This is a genomic window from Streptococcus macedonicus ACA-DC 198 (assembly GCA_000283635.1).
Taxonomy (GTDB): domain Bacteria; phylum Bacillota; class Bacilli; order Lactobacillales; family Streptococcaceae; genus Streptococcus; species Streptococcus macedonicus.
Genome location: HE613569.1, coordinates 1,298,222 through 1,315,032, shown reverse-complemented (window position 1 = coordinate 1,315,032; position 16,811 = coordinate 1,298,222). Strand labels below are relative to the sequence as shown.

At 37.4% G+C, this 16,811-nt stretch carries 12 protein-coding genes; 7 read left to right on the top strand and 5 right to left on the bottom strand.

What is annotated here, in order from left to right; all coding sequences use genetic code 11:
• Window positions 1-164: 164 nt before the first annotated feature.
• Together SMA_RS06595 and SMA_RS06590 are read right to left on the bottom strand one after the other, a co-directional pair.
• Window positions 165-905 carry an amino acid ABC transporter ATP-binding protein gene (locus tag SMA_RS06595; protein ID WP_014294820.1) on the bottom strand — a complete coding sequence of 247 codons (741 nt, stop codon included), beginning with the start codon at window positions 903-905 and terminating at the stop codon, window positions 165-167.
• On the bottom strand, window positions 905-3,142 hold the full coding sequence (locus SMA_RS06590; protein ID WP_014294819.1) for an ABC transporter substrate-binding protein/permease: 2,238 nt from the start codon (window positions 3,140-3,142) through the stop codon (window positions 905-907). Before SMA_RS06590 ends, SMA_RS06595 begins: the two co-directional genes overlap by 1 nt.
• Before the next feature lie 187 nt (window positions 3,143-3,329).
• On the opposite strand from SMA_RS06590, the gene uvrB reads away from it, so the two are divergent.
• Window positions 3,330-5,321, top strand: coding sequence for an excinuclease ABC subunit UvrB (gene uvrB / locus SMA_RS06585; RefSeq protein WP_014294818.1), 1,992 nt, complete (start codon window positions 3,330-3,332; stop codon window positions 5,319-5,321).
• A gap of 90 nt (window positions 5,322-5,411) precedes the next feature.
• The gene (locus tag SMA_RS06580; RefSeq protein WP_014294817.1) at window positions 5,412-5,876 is read left to right on the top strand and encodes an 8-oxo-dGTP diphosphatase; all 465 of its coding nucleotides are present in this window, start codon (window positions 5,412-5,414) and stop codon (window positions 5,874-5,876) included.
• Window positions 5,877-5,977: 101 nt separating this feature from the next.
• Here the strand turns inward: SMA_RS06580 and SMA_RS06575 are convergent, their stop codons facing one another.
• From SMA_RS06575 to SMA_RS06565, 3 genes are all read right to left on the bottom strand, one after another.
• On the bottom strand, window positions 5,978-6,814 hold the full coding sequence (locus SMA_RS06575; RefSeq protein WP_014294816.1) for a sugar ABC transporter permease: 837 nt from the start codon (window positions 6,812-6,814) through the stop codon (window positions 5,978-5,980).
• On the bottom strand, window positions 6,814-8,181 hold the full coding sequence (locus tag SMA_RS06570) for a carbohydrate ABC transporter permease (protein WP_014294815.1): 1,368 nt from the start codon (window positions 8,179-8,181) through the stop codon (window positions 6,814-6,816). Before SMA_RS06570 ends, SMA_RS06575 begins: the two co-directional genes overlap by 1 nt.
• Window positions 8,182-8,314: 133 nt before the next feature.
• Window positions 8,315-9,574, bottom strand: a complete 1,260-nt coding sequence (locus SMA_RS06565) for an extracellular solute-binding protein (protein WP_014294814.1) — start codon at window positions 9,572-9,574, stop codon at window positions 8,315-8,317.
• A gap of 322 nt (window positions 9,575-9,896) precedes the next feature.
• On the opposite strand from SMA_RS06565, the gene SMA_RS06560 reads away from it, so the two are divergent.
• From SMA_RS06560 to SMA_RS06540, 5 genes are all read left to right on the top strand, one after another.
• Window positions 9,897-10,922, top strand: coding sequence for a LacI family DNA-binding transcriptional regulator (locus SMA_RS06560; RefSeq protein WP_014294813.1), 1,026 nt, complete (start codon window positions 9,897-9,899; stop codon window positions 10,920-10,922).
• 184 nt (window positions 10,923-11,106) lie between these two features.
• The gene (gene malQ / locus SMA_RS06555) at window positions 11,107-12,648 is read left to right on the top strand and encodes a 4-alpha-glucanotransferase (RefSeq protein WP_014294812.1); all 1,542 of its coding nucleotides are present in this window, start codon (window positions 11,107-11,109) and stop codon (window positions 12,646-12,648) included.
• Entirely contained in the window at window positions 12,638-14,902 is a 2,265-nt protein-coding gene (glgP, locus tag SMA_RS06550; protein ID WP_014294811.1) for a glycogen/starch/alpha-glucan family phosphorylase, read from the top strand. The genes malQ and glgP overlap by 11 nt, the downstream gene beginning before the upstream one ends.
• A gap of 168 nt (window positions 14,903-15,070) precedes the next feature.
• Window positions 15,071-15,910, top strand: a complete 840-nt coding sequence (locus SMA_RS06545; RefSeq protein WP_411198052.1) for an ABC transporter substrate-binding protein — start codon at window positions 15,071-15,073, stop codon at window positions 15,908-15,910.
• 11 nt (window positions 15,911-15,921) lie between these two features.
• Window positions 15,922-16,737, top strand: coding sequence for a transporter substrate-binding domain-containing protein (locus tag SMA_RS06540; RefSeq protein ID WP_014294809.1), 816 nt, complete (start codon window positions 15,922-15,924; stop codon window positions 16,735-16,737).
• The last annotated feature ends 74 nt before the right edge of the window (window positions 16,738-16,811 follow it).

Here is a 16,811-nt window from a genome sequence, read left to right as displayed (position 1 = left end):
TAAAAGGTCGAGATGCTTTAGCATCCGACCAATATAAAAAGATTATGACGCAAAACGAGTAGGTTCAATATTAACCTACTCGTTTGCTAATAAGTGGGTTAGCTAAGTGTTATAGCACTTAGCGTAGAAAACAACAGCTTTAGCTGTCAAGTTTTCTTACTCAGTTACACATTCAAGACTTTATCAAGGAAGTCTTTTAGACGTGGGTGTTGTGGGTTGTCGAAGATTTGTTCTGGTGTGCCGTCTTCGAGGAATTTACCGCCGTCAGTAAAGATAACTCGGTTGGCAACTTTACGAGCAAATCCCATTTCGTGAGTGACGATTAACATTGTCATACCTTGTTCTGCAAGATTTTTTATAACGTTAAGAACGTCTCCAACCATTTCTGGGTCAAGTGCAGAAGTAGGTTCGTCAAAAAGCATGATATCAGGATTCATGGCTAAACTACGAGCTATAGCTACACGTTGTTTTTGTCCCCCTGATAAGCTTTCGGGTTTTGCGTCACGTTTATCAGCTAAGCCGACTTGTTCAAGAAGTTCCATGGCATGTTTTTCTGCCTCTTCTTTCCTTTCCTTACCTAGTTCGATAGGCGCGAAGGTAATGTTTTCAAGAACTGTCATGTGTGGGAAAAGATTAAAGTGTTGGAATACCATTCCGATATTCTCGCGAACTTTATCAACATCAGTTTTTGGATCAGAAAGTTCATGACCGTCAACGATAACTTTTCCACTTGTGATTGTTTCAAGTAAGTTGAGGGTACGTAGGAATGTTGATTTCCCTGAACCTGAAGGACCGATAATACAAACAACATCACCTTCGTGAAACTGAGTTGTGATTCCTTTTAGGACCTCATTATCTCCATAAGATTTGTGCAAATCTTGTACATCAATTTTTAATTCTGCCATTATTTAAGCCTCTTTTCTAGACGTTTTGCTAAACGTGTCAAAAGGGTGATCATTACAAGGTAGATAACTGCTAAGATAGCATACATACGGAAAGATTGGTAGTTACGAGCAATGATGATTTTACCAGTTTGGAAGAGTTCAACAAGACCAATTGCTGATACAATTGTTGTATCTTTTAATGAAATAACGAATTGGTTGATGAAGTTTGGTAGCATTAGGCGAACAGCTTGTGGCAAGATAATTTTTTGCATTGTCTTACCGTATGAAACACCTAAGCTACGGCTGGCTTCCATTTGACCTTGAGGAACAGCCTCGATACCACCACGAACGATTTCTGCAATGTAAGCACCGCCATTAAGCGAAAGCGCAATAGTAGCTGCAACGAAATCGTTGATTGGGCTTTGTTTGCCAGTGATAGACTCGAGAAGGTTTGGAATTCCCCAGAAAATAAAGGCAGCTACAATCATCAATGGGATACCGCGTACGATGTCAACAAAGACAGCTGAAATAGTACGAAGAACTTTGTTTGGCGCAACGGCCATCATACCAAAGATAATACCAATAACCATGGCAATTGCAAATGAAATCAGTGTTAAGCTAAGTGTCTTGCCTAAACCTGAAAGCAATTGTGGATAGTTATTTTTGAGGAGTCCCCAGATTGTTGTTTCATCAACGCTTGATGAACTTGAGCTTGAACTTGAGCTTGAACTTGAACTATCGCTTGTACCAAGGTATTTATTGACGATTTCGTCGTATTCGCCAGATTCAACTAAGGCAGCAAGACCATTGTTGAACATTTCAATCAATTCTGGGTTAGAACCTTTGCTAACGGCAAATCCGTATTCACCGGATTTTTCCCCAGCGATAGGTGTTTCAAAGTTACGTCCTTGTTGGATAGCGTAGAGTAGAACGGCTTCATCATCCATTAAGGCATCAATAGAACCGGAGTTCAAGCTGTCATACATTGTTGAGGCTTCGTCAAAAACTTTCAAGGTATAACCGTATTCGTCAGCGTGTTCAGATAACCATGTGTAAGATGATGTTCCGTTTTTAGCTCCAACAGTTAAGCCTTTTAAATCACTATAACTTTTAACGCTGCTACCAGATTTTACAGCAAGTAAGATATTTGAAGTGTAGTAAGCATCAGAGAAATCAAAAATTTCCTTACGAGCGTCTGTGATTGACATACCTGCCATGACCGCATCCGCTTGTCCCGCTTGAACCGCGTTAAGCGCAGCATCAAAACCAGGGTTAGAAATTTCAACGTTGAAACCTTGTTGTTCAGCGATAGCTTTAATCAATTCAACGTCGATACCTTCGTATTCACCAGAATCATTTTGATATTCAAATGGTGCGAAAGAAGAGTCCATGACGATTTTGTAAGTACTTTTAACGGGTGTAGCTTTAGCAGAAGCGTCTCCAGTTAATGTTAAGGTATTTGAAGCGGCTGAACTATTAGATGATGAGCTTGTTGAAGAAGATGTATATGAATCACCTAACCATTTTTGCATGATTTGGTCATAAGTACCGTCTTCTTTCATAGCAGCAAGAGCCTCATTGAATTCATCAATCAAATATTCGTAGCTGCTTCCTTTTTTAACAGCAAAAGCGAAGCTTCCAATTGATTCTGCATTAATATTGATTTCATATGATTTTCCTTGATTGATAGCGTATTGAACAACTGGTGTGTCGTCCATCGCTGCATCAATAGAACCAGAATCAAGGCTGTTATTCATCAAATCGCTTGTATCAAATGTTTTGACAGTATAGCTATATTTATCAGCATGTTCGTCAAGCCAAGTTTGAGCGGCAGTACCATTTTTAACGCCGACAGTTTTACCTTTTAATTGGCTATATTTTGAAATGGCTGTGTTACCACTTTTGGTGTAGATAACAATTGAAGTATCATAATAGGGATCAGAGAAAGTAAAGACTTTCTTACGCGCATCAGTAACGGTTGTTCCTGCCATAAGAGCATCTGCTTGCCCAGCTTGAACGGCGTTTACTGCAGCATCAAAACCAGGGTAAGTTTGATTGTAGTCCCATCCCTCTCGTTCAGCGACTTCTTTGATGATATCAACATCAATCCCTTTATAAGTTTGGTCTGAATCTTTAAATTCGAATGGGGCATAAGCTGTATCAGATACAATGCTAATTGTGTCCGCTTGAGCTTTGACACCAAACACAAAGAATACAGAGAATATTGCTAGCATAAGAGCTTTCAATTTGTGCTTCATGTTAGTCTCCTTTTGGTTAGAATAGTATTATTATACCAAAATTCAGACATTAAGGCAAATTTAAGAAATAGTGATGTTAGAAAACCTTACATGGAATACTATAGTTTTATCAATAATAGTCTAAAAATCCTTTTTTTACTGACTTGTGTTACAATAAGAGTAATAAATTTCAGTTTTGAGGATTATCATGATAGATAGAGTAGAGAACAATCAATTTAAATTAGTATCAAAATACCAACCGTCTGGAGACCAACCAGCAGCCATTGAGGCTTTGGTGGATAATATTGAAGGTGGGGAAAAAGCTCAAATTCTTCTTGGAGCAACAGGAACTGGTAAGACTTATACGATGAGTCAAGTTATTGCTAAGGTCAACAAACCAACGTTGGTCATTGCTCATAATAAAACTTTGGCTGGGCAACTTTATGGAGAATTCAAAGAATTTTTCCCAGACAATGCTGTTGAATATTTTGTGTCTTATTATGATTACTATCAACCAGAAGCTTATGTGCCTTCTAGCGATACTTATATTGAAAAAGATAGCTCGGTAAATGATGAAATCGATAAATTACGCCATTCAGCAACATCAGCCCTACTAGAACGTAATGACGTTATCGTAGTAGCGTCGGTATCGTGTATCTATGGTTTGGGGTCACCAAAAGAATATGCTGATAGTGTGGTTAGTTTGCGACCTGGGCAAGAAATATCACGTGACCAATTGTTAAACGATTTGGTTGACATTCAATTTGAACGAAATGACATTGATTTTCAACGTGGTCGTTTTCGTGTGCGTGGCGACGTTGTCGAAATTTTCCCAGCCAGTCGTGATGAGCACGCTTTTCGTGTGGAATTTTTTGGTGACGAAATTGATCGTATTCGAGAAATCGAAAGTTTGACAGGTAAAGTTCTTGGGGAGGTGGAACATTTAGCGATTTTCCCTGCTACACACTTCATGACCAACGAGGAACATATGGAGCACGCCATTCACAACATTTTGGAAGAAATGGAAGAGCAGGTCAAGCAGTTTGAGACAGAAGGAAAGTTGATAGAAGCGCAGCGTATTCGCCAAAGAACGGAATACGATGTTGAAATGCTTCGTGAAATGGGCTATACGAATGGTGTTGAAAATTATTCGCGTCATATGGACGGTCGATCAGAAGGAGAGCCGCCGTTTACCTTACTTGATTTCTTCCCAGAAGATTTCCTTATTATGGTTGATGAAAGTCACATGACCATGGGTCAAATCAAAGGAATGTATAACGGAGACCGTTCGCGTAAGGAAATGCTGGTTAATTACGGTTTTCGTTTGCCAAGTGCGCTTGATAATCGTCCTTTGCGCCGTGAAGAATTTGAAAATCATGTTCACCAAATTGTTTACGTGTCAGCCACCCCAGGGGATTACGAGCTGGAACAAACTGATACTGTTGTTGAACAAATCATTCGTCCAACTGGTTTGCTTGACCCTGAAGTGGAAGTGCGTCCAACTATGGGACAAATGGATGATTTGCTCGGTGAAATTAATAGCCGTGCTGAAAAAGGCGAACGCACCTTCATTACAACATTAACTAAGAAAATGGCAGAAGATTTGACCGATTACCTCAAAGAAATGGGTGTCAAAGTCAAGTATATGCATTCAGATATTAAAACGTTGGAACGTACGGAGATCATTCGTGATTTGCGTCTAGGTGTTTTTGATGTCTTGATTGGGATTAATTTGCTCCGTGAAGGAATTGACGTCCCAGAAGTAAGCTTGGTTGCCATTCTTGATGCGGACAAGGAAGGATTCTTGCGCAATGAACGTGGTCTTATTCAAACGATTGGGCGTGCAGCACGAAACAGCGAGGGGCATGTTATCATGTATGCTGATAAGATTACAGAATCCATGCAAAAAGCCATGGACGAAACGGCGCGTCGTCGTGAAATTCAAATGCATTACAACGAAGAACATGGTATTGTTCCGCAAACAATCAAAAAAGATATTCGCGATTTGATTGCCATTTCGAAAAGTTCTGATACAGATGTCGCAGAAGATACTCCAGATTACAATGCTATGACGAAAGCAGAACGTCAAGAGACAATTAAGAAATTTCAAAAACAAATGCAAGAAGCAGCAGAAATGCTCGATTTCGAACTTGCTGCCCAATTGCGTGATATGGTATTAGAATTGAAAGCCATGGATTAGAATTGAGATTCATGTAAAAGTTCACTTTAGAACATCTTAAAAACAATTAATATTAAGTATTAGCGTAGAGAATAGAATTCGGTGGAAAATATGTCACGTGCACAGAGTGTGATTTTAACAAATATGTGCTTAATTGAGGACGGTCAGGGGAATGTAGTCATGCAGATTCGTGACCCAAAACGTTATCGTTGGTCTGGTTATGCGCTTCCTGGAGGGCATATTGAGCCACATGAAGGCTTGGTTGAGTCTGTTATTCGTGAAGTTAAGGAAGAAACTGGTTTGACAATTAACGATCCACAATTAGTAGGAATGAAACATTGGTATACTAAAGAAGATGAACGCTACCTTGTTTTCTTATATCGAGCTTCTGACTACATCGGTGATATTCATTCGACTGATGAGGGCGTAATTAAATGGGTTCCTCGCAAGGAATTACCAAAACTAGATTTAGCTTATGATATGCTCAATTTGCTTCGCGTTTTCGAGGAAGATGACCTCAACGAACTCTTTTACCGCGAACGTTTGAAAGATGATTTCTTACGCGAATTTTGGTAAGAAACAAAATTTTCTATTATAATAAAAATAAAACAGCTTGGAACAATTGTTTCAAGCTGTTTTTGATAATTAATTTAGAAGGGGAAATGCTAAGTTTTAGATTATTTAACAGAACCGCCAGTAATACCTTCCACGTAGTATTTTTGCATAAACATGAAGAGTAATGTGATTGGAATGGCGATAATAACTGAACCTGCTGTAAACGACATGAACCAATCATTGATGGTATCTTGTTGTAACATTGAGAAGAGTCCAATGGCAACGGTGTATTTACTTGTCGCATCTCCTAAGATAACCTTAGCAAAGATGAAGTCAATCCAAGGTCCGATGAAAGCCATAAGCGCTGTATAAACGATAATTGGTTTTGAAAGAGGAAGTGTAATTTTAAAGAAAATATCAGCGCGTGTTGCTCCATCAATCATGGCAGATTCATCAAGTGAGTAAGGAATTGTATCAAAGAACCCTTTGGCAATATAGAAGCCTAGTGCCGCACCAGCTGAGTAAACCAAGACAAGGGCAAGAAGCGTTTGGTCAAGGTTAAAGGCTTTTAAGATGTAGTAAACGGCAATCATACTCATAAAGCCAGGGAACATATTAAGCACAAGCGCTACTTTTAAGAAACCGTTGCGGTGTTTAAATTTGATACGACTGAGTGAGTAAGCCATACCAACCGTGATAAAGGTTGATATGATACAAGTTGCTGTTGCAACTAGCAATGTGTTTAAGAACCATTGTCCAAAAGGAAAGGCATCCGATGTGAATAGTTTGATGTAATTATCCAGTGTCCAAGTTTTTGGAATGAAGTAGTTAACATAAGCTGTTCCTTCGCCACGGAAACTTGTAAGGACAACCCAAACAATTGGAAAGAGCCAGATGATTGATAAAACAATCAGTAAAGTATAGACAAACGTCAATCTTAATCGTTTTTTGTTTTTCATTATTTCGCAACCCCTTCCTTATAAGAACTTGTTCTTGTGTAAGCTAGAAGACTGAACACGGCAGAAAGAACAAAGATAATGATACCGATAACAGAAGCAAGGTTGTAGTCTGCTGCAGTAACTGTCAAATTGTAAAGCCATGTAACAAGCAAGTCTGTGCTACCAGCTTGATAGAAATTAGAATTAGTAGGACCACCACCAGTAAGGAGGTAGATAACATTGAAGTTGTTGATGTTACCGATAAATTGTTGAATCAAGTTTGGCATCATAACCAGTAAAATTTGAGGGAATGTAATTGATTTGAAAATCTGGAATTTGCTTGCTCCGTCAATTTCAGCAGCTTCAATTTGCTCTTGTGGCAAGTTCATGATGATACCAGTAGCAACCAACATTGTTACAGGAATACCAACCCACATGTTAACGATGATAATTGAGAACTTGGCCCAAAGCGGATCAGATAAGAACGGCAATGGATTAGCAGCTGAGACGAGTCCAATTTTTTCAAGAATAGCATTGATTGGACCAGCATCGCTAAGCAAGTTTCTCATGATAAGAAGTGAAATGAATTGTGGCACCGCAATGGTAATAACAAAGATTGTTCGCCACATTTTCTTCAATTTTAAACCTTTAGTATTGATAATAAGAGCTAAAATAATACCAAAGAAGAAGTTTGTTACTGTGGCAAATACTGCCCAAATCAAGGTCCAAGAAAGCACTGGGAAGAATGTTTCTGCCATACGACCGTTGAAGATATTACCAAAGTTAGTGAAACCAACCCAATCAAAGAGACTCTTTGGTGGTAGGTGATTGTGGTCATAATTTGTAAATGCCAAACAAATCATGTAAATTAATGGCAAGATAGTAAAGAGCAGAACACCAATCATTGGAATTGCCATCAAAGTCATGTGGAAACGACCATTAGCAAGTGTTTCAAGATCTTCTTTGAACGTTGGAATCTTTTTGTTTTCTTTATCTAGAACATAAAGATTACGCGCACTTTTTAGGTTACACCAGTAAATGTAAGCGAAGATAAGGCAGAAAATCAAGGCTGCTAAACCGAAGATTAGTATTAACATTGAGTTATCACCCTCAACAGCGACTTTCATCTTAATGCCACCAACTGTTTTCTCAACAAGTCCTTGTTCTTGCGTACCCAAAGTGATTAACCCTTGAAGACTCGGAATAATCGAAGTAACAAAAGCAATCAAAAATAGGATTTCTGAAAGTAAGAATAAACATCCCTTAATAATCTGTTTATGATAGAAATTTGAAAATCCCATAATCAGAAATGACAGTTTAGTATCAAAGCCACCTTTTTTGAAAGCTTCTCTAACAGGTACACTGTCAAAATATTGTGAATTAATCATACACAACTCCTTTTACAATATTATTGGAAGTCGCTGCTAAAAGTTTTAAGCTTAAATATCTTAGCAATAACTTCCTTCTATAATGATTAACCTAAAAATAAAGTAGGGAAGTGACTCCCCACTTTATTACGTCTTACTTAGCAGCAGCTAACTTTGCGTCAAATTCTTGTAATTTAGTGAGGTAGTCACTACTTTTAATTTTACCATTATAGACATCACTGAGAAGAGCAGCACTTTCAGTCCAGAATGTTGCCATTTGACTAAGTTTAGGTGTAACAACTGTGTAGTCAGATGATGACGCCATCTTGATGACTGCTTGTGCCAATTCATTTGATTGAACGGTATCAGATTCTTGAACTTCTTTGTTCGCTGGGATGATGTTACGTCCTTCATAAGTGAATTGGTTTTCTTGGCTTTCAGCGCTAGTCAACATTGAAGCAAGTTTGTAAGAAGCAGCGATACGGTCTGTATCAGAACCAGCAGGTGCTTGGTTTACAGCGAAAAGTTTAACACCAAGAAAAGCTTTTTGTTGAACAGTGTTTCCACCGATTGTTACAGTAGGATAAACAGCGATACCGAGATTTTCTTCACCGATAGCTTTTTGTGCAGCTGAAAAATCCCATGGTCCTGTTTCGATAGCAGCAACACTACCATCACCAAATTTAGACATAGTGTTTTCAGCTGTTAGGTTAACAAATCCGCTGTTTGATTTTTGGTCTGAAATCCATTGGAGAACAGATACACCAGCTTCGTTAGCCCAGTTTGTGCCATCAACTGTTTCACCGTCTTCTCCGAATAATGTGCAACCAACTGACATGAAAAGTGGGGCAGTAGCGTAAGCATTCATTGATTTGAAAGTAGCACCAAATGTAGCTTTGCTTGTAATTGTTTCATAGTTAGTAACATCTTCTTCAGAAAGTTTAGACTTATTATAGAAGAGAACTTGTGATTCAATACCGAATGGGAAGGCGTATGTTTTACCTTTGTATCGAGCACCAGCAACTGCTTGGTCGGTATCGTTTTTAGCAATTTCGTTGGCATATTCTTCTGGAACTTCTTGAATAACACCAGATTCTATTAATTGACCAAGTTGGTCATGTGGGAGTGAAAAGACATCAGCAGCTTTTTCTGGGTCTTTTTTAACATTTTCTTGTGCTTTTGAATCGTTTGATTCAACAACTTTTACAGTGTAGCCAGATTCTTTTTCAAATTTTTTAACGACTTCTGAATAAGATTTTTTAGCGCCTGTTGGAACCCATAATTTAATAGTCTTGCTTGATGAAGAGCTTGAACTATTTTTTGATGAGGAATTTGAGCAAGCGACTAATACGCTACCTGCGAGTGTAAGGCCTGCACCAGCAAGGACCATTTTTTTCCATGTGTTCTTCTTCATGATTTCCCCTCCTAGAGATAGATTAGTAATATTATTTTTACAGTTATATTATGCAACCGTTTGCAAATAATGTCAAGCTTTTTTTGAAAAAAATTAAAAAAATTGAGTTTTTAAACAAAAAATAGTCACAAAAGTTTAATTTAAGCGATTTCATAATGATAAAATTTTTTTGTTATGTTAAAAGAGTTGCAGGATATAAAAGCAAACAATTGCAGAAAATCTGCTTTTATGTATATAATAGGGAGTAAAATAAGATTTTGCAAGTAAAACCTTGTCAGCACTGTAAATCTATTATAAAATGAAAAGTGAAAAGGAGACTTAGATGGTTACAATAAAAGATGTAGCAGCTAAAGCTGGCGTGAATCCTTCAACAGTTAGCCGTGTTTTAAAAGATAATAAATCCATTTCTCAGAAAACAAAAGACAAAGTTCGGAAAGCGATGGCAGAGCTTGGTTATGTGCCCAATGTTGCTGCGCAAATGTTAGCAAGCGGTTTGACTTATAACGTTGGTTTGATTTTTCCACCATTAATGACGCCAGATCGTTTGAATGAACCTTTCTTTATGCAGATTTTGTCAACAATTACAAGTGAAGCAAAACTGAATGATTTTACAGTATCAATCGCAACAGGGATGACAGTTGATGAGCTTGAAGAACAGGTTAAGCTGATGTATAGTCAGAAGCGTGTTGACGGTTTTATTATCCTTTATTCTGATCCTGAAGATCCTGTTCGTAAGTATTTAATGGACAATGATGTGCCATTTGTTATCGTAGGAGCACCAGAAGGTTTTGAAAACGACATTACTTATATTGATAATGATAACCAATTAATGGGGAAAAAAGCAGTAGAATACCTTTACCAAAAAGGACACCGTGAGATTCTTTTTGTAACAGATGACTTAAAATCTGAAGTGTCATCAGAACGTTATTTTGGTTACCTACGTGGCATGGAGAAATTAGAGCTTGATAGCAATCCCGCACTCTTATTTAACCGTAGAGATCCTATGGTATTAGAAGAACTAATTCAAAAAATCGAAGAGAGCAAAGCAACCGCTTTAATTGTTATTGCAGATACGATTTCGGTTAGAATTACGCAGTTTTTATCTTATCATCAATTGAGTGTACCTGATGATATTTCGATTATTACTTTCAATAACTCAGCGTATTCAACCCTAGTTCACCCGTATTTAACAACCTTTGATATCAATGTTTCAAATCTTGGACGAACAAGTTTCAGAAGATTAGTAGAGTTGATTAAATCGCCTAAAACAGCTATTACTGAAAAAATTATTGTTCCATTTATGCTTAGAGAACGTGAAAGTGTACGCCAATTACACGTCAATGATTAACTAAAAAGAGTTCAACAACTTTTTAGCCTTGTTTTAATACCCTATATCATCGCCGCCTTATTAGCTAATGCTTTTTAGTTAGTAGGGCGATTTTTTGTAAAAATTTTTTAAGAAAACAGTTGACTTACGCAAACGGTTGCGTTATAATTTGCAGTGTAAAGATAGTTGATAAAGGAGAAAACGTATGAAAAAACGTGCAAGTGGTGTATTGATGCATATCACATCACTACCTGGAAAGCAAGGGGTGGGAACATTCGGACAAGAAGCCTATGACTTTGTTGATTTCTTAGTTGAAACTGACCAAACATATTGGCAAATTTTACCACTAACAACGACAAGTTATGGTGATTCCCCTTATCAATCGTTCTCAGCTACTGCGGGGAATACGCATCTGATTGACCTTGAACTCCTTAGTGAACAAGGTTACCTTGATAAAAAAGATTTTGAAACCGTTAATTTTGGTGATGATTTAGAGTCTGTTGATTACGCTCGTATTTTTGAATTGCGCCGTCCTATTTTGGAAAAAGCCGTCAAAGCCTTCTTAAGCCAAAAGGAAAATGTTGAAGCATTAGCTGAATTTGAAAAAGATACTAGCTGGCTCCAAGATTTTGCAGATTTCATGGCAATTAAAGAATTTTTTGATAACAAAGCTCTACAAGAATGGGATGATAAAGCGGTTGTTAGACGAGAAGAAAAAGCTCTCGAAACTTACCGTGCTAAATTAAAAGACGCTATTCTTTACCATAAAGTCACTCAATATTTCTTCTATCAACAATGGGCTAAGCTCAAAGCTTATGCTAATGAAAATGGGATTGAAATTATTGGTGATATGCCAATTTACGTTTCAGCTGATAGTGTTGAAGTGTGGACAATGCCTGAACTGTTCAAAGTAGATAGTGATAAAAATCCACTTTGCATTGCTGGTGTTCCTGCGGATGAATTCAGTGATGATGGTCAGATTTGGGGAAATCCAATTTATGATTGGAAAAACCATGCTAAGACGAATTATGCTTGGTGGGTTTACCGTATTCAAGAAAGCTTCAAATTGTATGATCTTCTTCGTATTGATCATTTCAAAGGCTTCTCAGATTATTGGGAAATCCGTGGTGACTACGAAACAGCAAATGACGGTAGTTGGGAACCAGGTCCAGGACGTGCTTTGTTTGATGTTGTCAAAGACGAACTTGGCGACCTTCCAATTATTGCTGAAAACCTTGGTTACATTGATGCAAAAGCTGAACAGTTGTTGACGGATACAGGTTTTCCAGGCATGAAGATTCTTGAATTTGGCTTCTATGATACCGAAGGAAAGAGTATTGATGCACCGCATAACTGCAATAAAAACAGTGTTGCTTACAATGGTACACACGATAATGAAGTCGTCAACGGTTGGTATGACAACTTGACTGACGAGCAAAAAGCATTTGTGAATGCTTACACTCACCGTAGTGAAGACGAACCGATTACAGAAGCTATGCTTCGGACATTGTTTGCGACTGTTAGTGATGTTGCGATTGCGACAATGCAAGATCTACTTGATAAACCAGCTGATAGCCGCATGAATATTCCAAATACTGTTGGTGGCAACTGGCAATGGCGTATGCTTAAGGAAGATTTGACAGATGAGCGAAAAGTTTTCTTGAAAGACATTACAGCACTCTATTGCCGCAAAAATACATTTAAAACGACAATTAAAGAAGAAAAGGAAACTAAAAATGACAACTAATTTCACAAACTATCTCGAATCAAAAGGACAAACGCTTGCTGAATTGAGCAATGAAGATATTTATGTAGCGCTTTTACATTACGTTAAAGAATTGGCGGCTGAAAAACCAAAAAACACAGCAAAACGCAAAGTTTACTACATTTCTGCTGAATTCCTTATCGGAAAACTATTGTCAAACAACCTTATTAACCTTGGCATCTACAAAGATGTTAAAGCTGAATTAGCAGCAGCAGGGAAATCAATTGCTGAAGTAGAAGATATTGAACCTGAACCATCTCTTGGTAACGGTGGACTTGGTCGTTTGGCAGCATGTTTTATCGATTCAATGTCAACACTTGGTATCAACGGTGAAGGTGTCGGTCTTAACTATCACTGTGGACTTTTCAAACAAGTTTTCGTTGATAACCAACAAGAAGCAGAACCTGACTACTGGATTGAAAAAGATTCATGGCTTATTCCAACTGATATCAGTTATGATGTGCCATTTAAAGATTTCACACTTAAATCTCGTCTTGACCGTATCGATGTTTTGGGTTATAAACGTGACACTAAAAACTATTTGAACTTGTTTGATATTGACGGTCTTGATTATGGTTTGATTCATGACGGTATTTCATTTGATAAGACGGAAATCAAGAAAAACTTAACACTCTTCCTTTACCCAGATGATTCAGATAAAAACGGTGAATTGCTTCGTATTTACCAACAATATTTCATGGTTTCAAATGCGGCACAGTTATTGATTGATGAAGCTATTGAACGTGGGTCAAACTTGCATGACTTGGCTGATTATGCTTATGTGCAAATCAATGATACTCACCCATCAATGGTCATTCCAGAACTTATCCGTCTTTTGACTGAAAAACATGACATTGACTTTGACGAAGCTGTTTCAATCGTGAAAAATATGGTTGGTTACACAAACCACACTATCTTGGCAGAAGCACTTGAAAAATGGCCTCTTGACTACCTTAACGAAGTTGTTCCTCATTTGGTAACAATCATTGAAAAATTGAATACATTGATTGCTAGCGAATACTCTGACCCAGCTGTTCAAATTATTGACGAAGCTGACCGTGTTCACATGGCACATATGGATATTCATTTCTCAACATCTGTCAATGGGGTAGCTGCGCTTCACACTGAAATCCTTAAAAACAGTGAGTTGAAACCATTCTATGATATTTATCCTGAAAAATTCAACAACAAAACAAACGGTATCACATTCCGTCGCTGGCTTGAATTTGCCAATGAAGATTTGGCTGACTATATCAAAGAACTTATCGGCGATGACTACTTGACTGATGCGACTAAGCTTGAAAAATTACTTGCTTTTGCTGATGATGAAGCTGTTCATGCTAAATTGGCTGAAATCAAGCACAATAATAAACTTGCTCTTAAACGTTACCTCAAAGAAAATAAAGGTATTGAACTTGACGAGAACTCAATTATTGATACACAAGTTAAACGTTTCCACGAGTACAAACGTCAACAAATGAATGCTCTTTATGTCATTCATAAATATCTTGAAATCAAACGTGGTAACTTGCCAGAACGTAAGCTTACTGTTATCTTTGGTGGTAAAGCAGCACCTGCTTACATCATTGCCCAAGATATCATTCACTTGATTCTTTGCTTGTCAGAAGTGATTAACAACGACCCAGAAGTTAACCAATACCTAAATGTTCACTTGGTTGAAAACTATAACGTTACAGTTGCTGAACACTTAATTCCTGCGACAGATATTTCTGAACAAATCTCTCTTGCATCAAAAGAAGCTTCAGGTACTGGTAATATGAAATTCATGCTCAACGGTGCATTGACTCTTGGTACAATGGATGGTGCCAATGTTGAAATTGCTGAATTGGTAGGAATGGATAATATTTATACATTTGGTAAAGATTCTGATACCATCATTGACCTTTATGCAACGGGAGGTTATGTATCAACTGATTACTATGAAAATGACCCAGTTATCAAAGAAGCTGTTGACTTCATCGTTAGTGATGAGTTAGTGAAACATGGTAAAGCAGAACGTCTTGAGCGTCTTTACAATGAATTGATTAACAAAGACTGGTTCATGACTTTGATTGACCTTAAAGAATATATTGCTGTTAAAGAACAAATGCTTGCTGATTACGAAGACCAAAAAGTTTGGATGACAAAAGTCGTTAAAAATATTGCCAAAGCTGGTTTCTTCTCATCAGACCGTACAATTGAACAATACAACAACGAAATCTGGCACAGCAAATAAGACAATAACGCGCAATGTGTAAATACAAAAAAGGCTGATAAATCAGCCTTTTTACTATTTTATACAGAAATAATGTAAAAATGTTGAATTTTTATAAAAATATAAGTTGACAAATGAATAAATATTAAATATAATGTATTTATATCAAAAAGAAAAGAGAAGATGATTATGAAGGTAAGTAAATTATTTGGTGGTTTAGCAGTAGCGGTGGCTTCGCTTTTCCTATTGTCAGCTTGTGGTTCTAGCAGTTCAGAAGATACATCAGTATCAGACATCGAAGACAAAGGGACACTTGTTGTTGCGTTGAACCCAGAGTTCGCTCCGTTTGAATTTAAAACATTGATTGACGGCAAAGATACTATTGTTGGGGCTGATGTTGAGATTGCTAAAGCTATTGCAGAAGAACTTGGTGTGGATGTCAAATTCTCATCAATGTCATTTAATAACGTTCTTGCAAGTCTCCAATCTGGTAAAGCAGACATTGCTATTTCAGGAATTTCAGCAACAGAAGAACGTAAGAAAGCTTATGATTTCTCAGACCCTTATTATGAAGCTGAGAATGTTGTTCTTATCAGAAAAACAGATATTGATAAATATACAGATACAGACTCTTTAGACGGTCTATCAGTTGGTACTCAAAAAGGAAGTATCCAAGAAACAGTTGCCTCTGAACAATTGAAAGGTGCAAAAGTCGTTTCATTGACACAAAACAGTGAAATGATTAACGAATTAAAAAATTCACAAATTGAAGCAGTCGTCCTTGAAAAACCAATTGCCGAAGGTTATGTTGCAAATAACAGCGACCTTACTATTTCAGATATCACGTTAACGTCAGATGATGCTGATGCCTACGCAGTTGCTCTTCCTAAAGGTAGCACAAAATTAACTAAGAAAGTTAATAAAGTTATCAAGGAGTTAAAAGAATCTGGAAAAATTGATCAGTTCATTCAAGAGGCTTACGAATTATCAGTAAGTGACTCTAGCGATTCTAGTGACTCTGACGACTAAGGGGATACTGTATGAAAAAGTTTTTTAGGGGATTTATCTTACTCATAATAGTAGGAAGTTTGTCAGCTTATTCATCTTCGACAGGTGTCAGTCAATCAGGTATTCAAGATAAAGGGAAAATTGTAATTGCAACAGAGTCGGAATTTGCACCGTTTGAATTTAAAACACTAATTGATGGAAAAGATACTCTTGTTGGTGCCGATATTGAACTGGGAAATGCTATCGCTGATGCTCTTGGTGTTGATGCAGATTTTTCGGTAATGTCATTTAACAATGTATTGGTTTCGGTTACTTCTGGGAAAGCAGATTTTGCAATCTCAGGAATTTCAGTAACGGACGAACGTAAGAAAGCTTATGACTTTTCGGACGCTTACTATGAGGCTGAAAATATTGTCATCATAAAAAAATCGGACGAGGCAACCTATACCACACTTGAAAGTTTGGCAGGAAAAGCAGTTGGTGCGCAAAAAGGTTCAATTCAAGAAAACATTACGAAAGACCAATTGCCGGATTCGAGCCTTGTTTCCTTAACATCAAACGGCGAAATGATTAATGAATTGAAAAATAATCAGCTTCAAGCAGTTGTTTTGGAGAAAACTATTGCCGAAGGCTATGTTTCACAAAATGACGATTTGATGATTGCAGATATGACCTTAGAATCAAGTGATACAGATGCTTACGCAGTCGCATTTGCGAAAGGAACAGATCAAGACTTAATCGATACCGTCAATGACGTTATCAAAAAAGCTAAAGGTTCTGGTGATTTTGATGCTTGGCTTGAAAAAGCAGCGACTTACACACAAAGTAGTTCAAGTTCAGATGAATAATGTCAAGACTGAGAGCTTTTCATTCTCAGTTTTTATGTCATCATAGTAAAATGATGATAGTAATAGAAAGTCCG